The sequence below is a fragment of the Xanthomonas sp. LMG 12461 genome, from assembly GCF_009192935.1.
GTDB lineage: Bacteria > Pseudomonadota > Gammaproteobacteria > Xanthomonadales > Xanthomonadaceae > Xanthomonas_A > Xanthomonas_A sontii.
The window spans coordinates 1-7,243 of the sequence record NZ_NQYT01000069.1 but is presented as its reverse complement, the minus strand read 5'-3'; the positions used below and the strand labels follow the sequence as shown (position 1 = coordinate 7,243).

Below are 7,243 nucleotides of genomic sequence, written 5' to 3'. Positions count from 1 at the left end.
CGCGCACCGCCGCGGCGGTGCTGGGGCGGGCGATGCGCTGCGCACACTCGGTCAGCGCATGGCGCTCGACCAGGTCGGCGAACGCGGCGCGGTCTTCCTTGGCGACCTGCACCACCGCGCCCAGTTCCTCGTTGAACAGGCTGCGGAACGGATCGTCGCCCCAGGCATCGAGGGTGATGTCCAGGCCCTGCCGCGAGGCGAACGCCATCTCGCACAGCGCGGCGAACGCGCCGCCATCGCTGCGGTCGTGATACGCCAGCAGCAGGCCAGCCTCGCGCGCATCGCGGATCAGTTCGAAGAACGCGCGCAGCCGCTGCGGATCGTCCAGGTCCGGCACCGCCCCGCCGAACGCCGGCAGCGCACCGTCGCCATGCACCTGCGCCAGCACCGAACCGCCCAGGCGCTGCTTGCCACCGCCCAACCCGATCAGCCACAGCTCGCTCTCGGCCTCGCGCGCCAGCAACGGCGTCAACTGCGCCCGCGCATCGGCGACCGGCGCGAACGCGGAGACGATGAGGGAGACGGGCGAGACGCTTTTGTGCGTCTCGCCGGGACTGGAGAATGGGGAATCGGGAATCGGAGAAGCGGCGGCATCGGTGGCGGACGCATCGCGCTGTTCCCCATTCCCGACTCCCGATTCCCGATTCACGGCGGTCACCGCCCACTGCGCCTGCATCGACAGCGAGTCCTTGCCCACCGGGATGCTCAGGTCCAGCTGCGGGCACAGTTCCATGCCCACCGCCTTGACCGCGGCGTACAGGCGCGCGTCCTCGCCGTCGTGGTTGGCCGCGGCCATCCAGTTGGCCGACAGCTTGACCTGGTCCAGCGCCTGCACCGGCGCCGCGCACAGGTTGGTGATCGCCTCGCCCACCGCCATCCGCGCCGCCGCGGCGGCGTCGAGCAGGGCCAGCGGGGTGCGCTCGCCGATCGCCATCGCTTCGCCGGCGTGGGTGTCGAAACCGGCCAGGGTGATCGCGCAATCGGCCAGCGGCAGCTGCCAGGGGCCGATCATCTGCTCGCGCGCGGTCAGGCCGCCGACGCTGCGATCGCCGATGGTGACCAGGAAGCTCTTCGCCGCCACGGTCGGATGGGCCAGCACGCGCAGCCCGGCCTCGCGCAGGTCCAGCGCCTCGGTGTCCAGCTCCGGCCAGCGCGGCGCCGGCGGCTGCCGGGTGTCGCGATGCATCTTCGGCGGCTTGCCGAAGAGGACGTCCATGGGCAGATCGATCGGATGCTGGGAATGGGGAGTGGGGAATGGGGAATGGGCAACAGCGGAGCCTGCCTGCTTTTCACCATTCCCGATTCCCGATTCTCCATTCCCACCGCCGAGCACCCCGTACCCCACGACGAGCCGTTCCTCGGCGGTCGCCACGCCCACGGCGGCAAACGGGCAGCGCTCGCGTTCGCAGATCGCGGCGAATTCGGCCAGGCGCGCCTGCGGCACGCCGAGCACGTAGCGTTCCTGCGATTCGTTGCACCACAGCTGCATCGGCGACAGCGACGGGTCGTCGCTGGGCACGCGGTCCAGGTCGATGAGGCCGCCTACGTTGGAATCGTGCAGCAGTTCGGGAATGGCGTTGGACAGGCCGCCGGCGCCGACGTCGTGGAACCAGCGGATCGGGTTGTCCGCGCCCAGCGCCACGCAGCGGTCGATGACCTCCTGCACGCGCCGCTCCATCTCCGGGTTGTCGCGCTGCACGCTGGCGAAATCCAGGTCCTCGGCGCTGTCGCCGGAGGCCACCGAACTGGCCGCGCCGCCGCCCAGGCCGATCAGCATCGCCGGGCCGCCGAGCACGATCACCGCGTCGCCGGGCTGCAGCGGGATCTTCTCCACCTGCACGCGATCGATCGCGCCCAGGCCGCCGGCCAGCATGATCGGCTTGTCGTAGGCGCGGGTCAGGTCCTGCGTCTCCGGCAGCTCGAAGCTGCGGAAATAGCCGAGCAGGTTGGGCCGGCCGAATTCGTTGTTGAACGCGGCGCCGCCGAGCGGGCCGTCCAGCATGATTTCCAGCGCCGGGGCCATGCGCGGGTTGAGCGGACGCGCGCCCTCCCACGGCTGCGGCAGGCTGGGGATGCGCAGGTGCGAGACGCTGAAGCCGGTCAGGCCGGCCTTGGGCTTGCCACCGCGACCGGTGGCGCCCTCGTCGCGGATCTCGCCGCCGGCACCGGTGGAGGCGCCCGGGAACGGCGCGATCGCGGTCGGGTGGTTGTGGGTCTCGACCTTGATGCAGAACGCCGACGGCGTCACCGCCTCGCTGCGGTATTCGCCGCTGGCCGGATCCGGGCGGTAGCGCGCGGCCGGATGGCCTTCCACCACCGCCGCGTTGTCGCTGTACGCGCTGAGCGTGTGCTGCGGGGTCTGCTGGTGGGTGTGCTTGATCATCCGGAACAGCGAGCGGTCCTGCTCCTTGCCGTCGATGGTCCAGCTGGCGTTGAAGATCTTGTGCCGGCAGTGCTCGGAATTGGCCTGCGCGAACATCATCAGTTCCACGTCGGCCGGATCGCGGCCGAGTTCGCCGAAGCGCTGCCGCAGGTAATCGATCTCGTCCTGGGCCAGGGCCAGACCCAGGCGCGCATTGGCCGCTTCCAACGCATCCAGCGGGATGCGCTCGACCTCGCCGCGCGCCGGCGCCTGGAACAGCGCCTGCGCCTGCGCGGCATCGTCCAGCAGCGACTGCGTCATCGGGTCGTGCAGCAGCTTGGCCAGCGCGGCCTGGTCGGCCGGCGCCTCGGGCCAGCCGGCCAGGTCCAGACGGGTACCGCGCTCGACCCGGCGGATCGCCAGCCCGGCGCCGCGGACCAGTTCGGTGGCCTTGCTCGACCACGGCGAGCGCGTGCCCAGCCGCGGCACCACGTAGCGCGAGCAGGTGCCCGCCTCCGCCGGCGCCGGCGCGTCCTGTGCCTGCAGGATGCGCCGGGCCGCGACCAGATCCAGTTGTCCGGCGTCGTCGCCGTCGAGGAAGTACACGTGCCAGGCGCCGACGATGCGCACGCCGGGAACGAGGGACTGCAGGCGGGTTTCGAGCCGAGCGCGACGGAACGGCGAAAGGGCGGAAGCGCCCTCGAGGACGATCATGTCCGGGGAACCGTGTGAGGAAACGGGCTGGCTATTGTAGCGGAGAGCTGGGAATGGGGATTCGGGAATGGGGAATCGGCACAGCCGGCCGCCGAGCGGGGTCGGCGCCAGCGGACGTGCTAGAGGTGGTTGGGCGACAGCGGACGCGACGCTCCAGCGGCAAAACGCGGCGCGGCAACAGCGGTGGCGCAGAGGCCGCACCGCCGACAGAGGGGGAGAGACGGGCGTTCAGCGGCCGTGGCCGCGGGAACGAGCGACGTCGCCCCCATTCCCGATTCCCGTTTCCCCATTCCCGGCCGCTCAGCGGCTTCCGCCCGCCTTCGCCGCTTCCGCCGCGCGCTTGTCCAGCGCCTCGCGCATCTTGGCCGGGGGCAGGTAGCCGCCGATCTGGGTGCCGTCCGGGGCGAAGATCGCCGGGGTGCCGTTGACGCCCAGGCGCTGGCCCAGGTTGTACTGCATGGTCACCGGGTTCTTGCAGTTGGTCGCGCCGGGCACCTTGCCGCTGCTCTTGGCCTCGGTCAGTGCCTGCTTCTTGTCCGCCGCGCACCACACCGCGACCATGTCCTTGTAGTCCTGGCTGCCCAGACCCATGCGCGGATACGCCAGGTACTCCACGGCGATGCCCTGCTTGTTGAGCTCTCCGATCTCGCTGTGCAGCTTGCGGCAGTAGCCGCATTCGATATCGGTGAACACGCTGATGGTGTACTTGGGATTGGCCGGGGCGAACACGATGCGGTCGGCACGCGGCGCCGACTCCAGCAGCTTGCGGCGATAGCTCAGCAGGCCTTCGCTGGAGGCGAACTGCTTTTCCTGGATGTCGAACGGCTGCGCCTGGAACAGGTAGCGGCCGTCGTCGGAGACGTACAGCACCTGCCCGCCGACCACCACTTCGCGAAAGCCGGGGAACGGCGCGGCGCCGATGTAGTCGGGCTTGAAGTTGGGATCGAGCTGCAGCAGCGCCGAGCGTACGCGCTGCTCGCCCGGTGCGCCGGCAGGAGCGGCGGCGGCCGGCTTGGCAGCGGCAGCGCCGCCGGTGGGCGAAGCCGGCTGCGCGCAGGCGGAAAGAGAAGTGGCGCACAGCAGCGCAAAAAGAGCAAAACGGAGCATTGGCTATCCATGAGGGCTGCGGATCGGCTGGATTGTCGCATACCCCCTTGTCCGCTCGATGTAGACAGGCTGAGCGGGGGCACGCCGTCGCAGCAAGGGCGCGGATCAGTATTTCGCGTGCTCCGGATAGCTGCCCGCACCCGCCGGATCGCGCAGCGCCAGTGGCAGCGACCAGCGCAGCAGACCGCCATCGGTCAAGGCCCAGAGCGTGGCGCCGTCCCACGAAAACACCAGTGTGTTCAGCGAACCGCGCGCCGGCGAGGCCAAGCGCAGCGGTGTCTGCGCGGCGGCGATCTGCCACAGCGCCAGCTGCGGCCCGGCCGCGGCGGGGGCGTCGCTACCCAGCGCCAGCAGCCGGCCGTGCGCCGAACGGGCCGCCGCCTTCAGCGCGTCGGCGCACCCCAGCAAGGCCGACAGGCGCACGCGGCCGTCGTCCATATCCAGCACGTGCATACCGACGAAGCGCGCTTCGGGCTGCGCCTTCGACGCGCCGGACGGCGCGAACTGCGGCGTCCCGGTGCCGTGGTCGGCCAGCATCAGCACGAAGCCGCTGGCGATCCAGCGCCCCTGCAGCGACCCCAACGGGGTGGGCACCCACGGTGCCACGCCGGAGGCGTCGGCCGGATCGGGGCGACCGAAACGCTGCGGCAACGCGAACGCGCGCAGGACACGCCCGCTGGTCGGATCGAGGGCGGCGATGCCCTGGGCATCCTCCACCCACAGCGCATGCGGGTCGCGCAGGCGCACCGGCCACAGCTGCGCATTGCCCTTCTTCGCCGCATCCATCAACGCCTGTCGCGGCGCGCCGAACACCGGCGCGAACGCCCAGGGTCCATCCGCCGCCGGTACCGCGGCGGTCGGCGCATTCAGGATGAACCGACTGCTGCCGAACGCACCGCCACCGCCAGCGTAGCTGTGATCGAAATACACGGGGCGCTGCGCGGCATCCAGTTCCCAGCGCGCGTAGCCATCGCTGCCCTCGCCATCGACCCGGTAGCGACGCAGGCGCCGCGAGGCGACGTCATAGGCATACAGGACGGCGGACTCGCCAGCGGCGCCGGCCAGGAACCACACGCGGCTGCCCTGCGCATCGGGCATCAGCCGCTGCGCACCGCCCTCGCCCTGCCAGACCGTTTCCGTCTGCCAACGCGTGCCGTCGTGATGCAGCCGCCACAGCCGGGTGCTGGCGCCCGTCCCGCCCAGCACCTGCATGCTGAGCAACAGATCGCCGTCGGGCAGCGCCAGCAGATCGCGCGGGTAGCGGGCGCCGCTGTCCGCCGTGGCCAGTTCGCCGCCGAGCGCGTCCCAGGGCAGCGCGTCGAACGGCAACAGCGGCACGTCGTTGCGCGGCGGGACAAACGCGATGGCCGGCGCCGCACCGGCGCGCTGCGGCGGCAGCGTCCATGCCAACGGCGACGCGGCCACACGCACCGGCTGCTGCGGCACGCTCGCGGCGAGCGCCTGGCGCACGGCCTGGAACAGCACCGCCGGCACCACGCGCTGGCTCAACTGCGACGGCTGCGACGCACCGCCCAGCGGATTGAACTGGGTGATCTGCCTGATCACGCTGTAATCCGGATTGGCGTAGTTGTCGGTGCGCTCGATGCTCAGCGCGGTGGTCGCATGCCCCATGGCCGCGGTCATGTCGAAGACGCATACCCTCAGTTCCAGACGCCCGCTCAGTCCCTGGCGTTCGCTGCGCGTGGCGCAGTATTCCGCATAGCGCGTCTCGCGGAACACAGCCAGTTCGGCGCGATCCTGTGGCGCCCAATCGCTGCGCTCGCGCGCCTGTTGCAGCCGCGTGCGCGCCTCCTCCTCAGTCAGCGCGCCCTGCTCCACCGCCGCCTGCAGCATCGGCTGCGCGAAGCGCTCGGCCAGCGCCGCGCGCAGGTCCTGGCGGCGTGACAGCAGGACCCGGCCCCAATCGTCGGGCAGATACGACAGCGGCGAGGTCTCGTTGCGTTCCTGGAAGCCCCCCTGCGCCTGCACGACGCCACGTACCGCGGCCTGCACCTGGGCATACGGCGCTGCGATCAGCAGATGCGCCGCCGTGGCCGGTTCGCGCTGCCCGCCCGGCAGCGTCCAGAACAGCAGATCCTCGTGGCGACGCACCGCCGGTGCCTGCGCCTCCAGCGCCGTGCCGGCAGCCGCGATCTGCCACGCGCTGTCGCCAGGCTCGGCCGCCGGCATGGCGGACGGCTGCACCGGCCCGGCCGCGAACGCGCTGCCGAGCGCGAGCAGCAGCAGGCCGGCACAAGCTCGTGCTGGCGCATGGGAAACGCGATGTCGCAACTCGCTCATGGACGCACTCGATGGAAGGAAAAGGATGCCATCGCCGGCGGCAGCGGCAGCTGCAGTTGCCGCTCAGCCACGCGGATGATGCTTGCGGTGCAGGCTCTGCAGGTGCTCGCGCGCCACCAGCGTGTAGATCTGGGTGGTGGACAGGGAACTGTGGCCGAGCAGCATCTGCAGCGCGCGCAGGTCGGCGCCGCGGTTGAGCAGATGCGTGGCGAAGCTGTGGCGCAGGCCGTGCGGGCTGATCCGCACCGGATCGATCCCGGCCACCGCCGCATAGCGCTTGACCAGCCCCCAGAACTGCTGGCGGGTCAGCGCGCGGCGCGCGGCGTCGATGAACAGCGGCACCACGCCATCGCTGGCCGGCACCGCCTGCCCCGCCGCCAGCGCCGGGCGGGCGCTGTCCAGATAGCGCTGCAGCCAGTGCTGCGACTCCTCGCCCAACGGCACCAGCCGCTCCTTGCTGCCCTTGCCGGTGACCCGCAGCACGCCCTGGCGCAGATTGACCGCGTTGGCCGGCAGGTTGACCAGCTCGCTGACGCGCAAGCCGGCGGCGTACATCAACTCGAGCATGGCGCGGTCGCGCAAGCCTGCCGGCGCGGTCGCGTCCGGCGCCGCCAGCAGCGCATCGATCTGGCTTTCGGCCAGCGCCTTGGGCAGCGAACGCGGCAGCCGCGGCGGCTCCAGCAGCGCGGTCGGATCGTCGCTGCGCTCGCCGCGGCGCACGCGCAGCGCGAAGAACGCGCGCAGCGACGATCCGACCGC

Annotated in this window: 4 protein-coding genes; all 4 read right to left on the bottom strand. The window is 71.4% G+C overall.

Annotated features, from left to right (window positions below):
- The coding region (purL, locus tag CEK68_RS17310; protein WP_152240134.1) for a phosphoribosylformylglycinamidine synthase at nt 1–3,076 on the bottom strand (3,076 nt) is incomplete at its 3' end.
- Nucleotides 3,077–3,376: 300 nt separating this feature from the next.
- Nucleotides 3,377–4,183: a DsbC family protein gene (locus CEK68_RS17305; protein ID WP_152240133.1), complete on the bottom strand. Its 807-nt coding sequence runs from the start codon at nt 4,181–4,183 to the stop codon at nt 3,377–3,379.
- Nucleotides 4,184–4,288: 105 nt separating this feature from the next.
- Nucleotides 4,289–6,484 (bottom strand): hypothetical protein, encoded by a 2,196-nt coding sequence (locus tag CEK68_RS17300; RefSeq protein WP_152240132.1) that lies wholly within the window; start codon nt 6,482–6,484, stop codon nt 4,289–4,291.
- Nucleotides 6,485–6,547: 63 nt separating this feature from the next.
- Nucleotides 6,548–7,243 (bottom strand): site-specific tyrosine recombinase XerD (locus CEK68_RS17295; protein WP_152240131.1); only part of this gene is annotated, 696 nt, incomplete at its 5' end.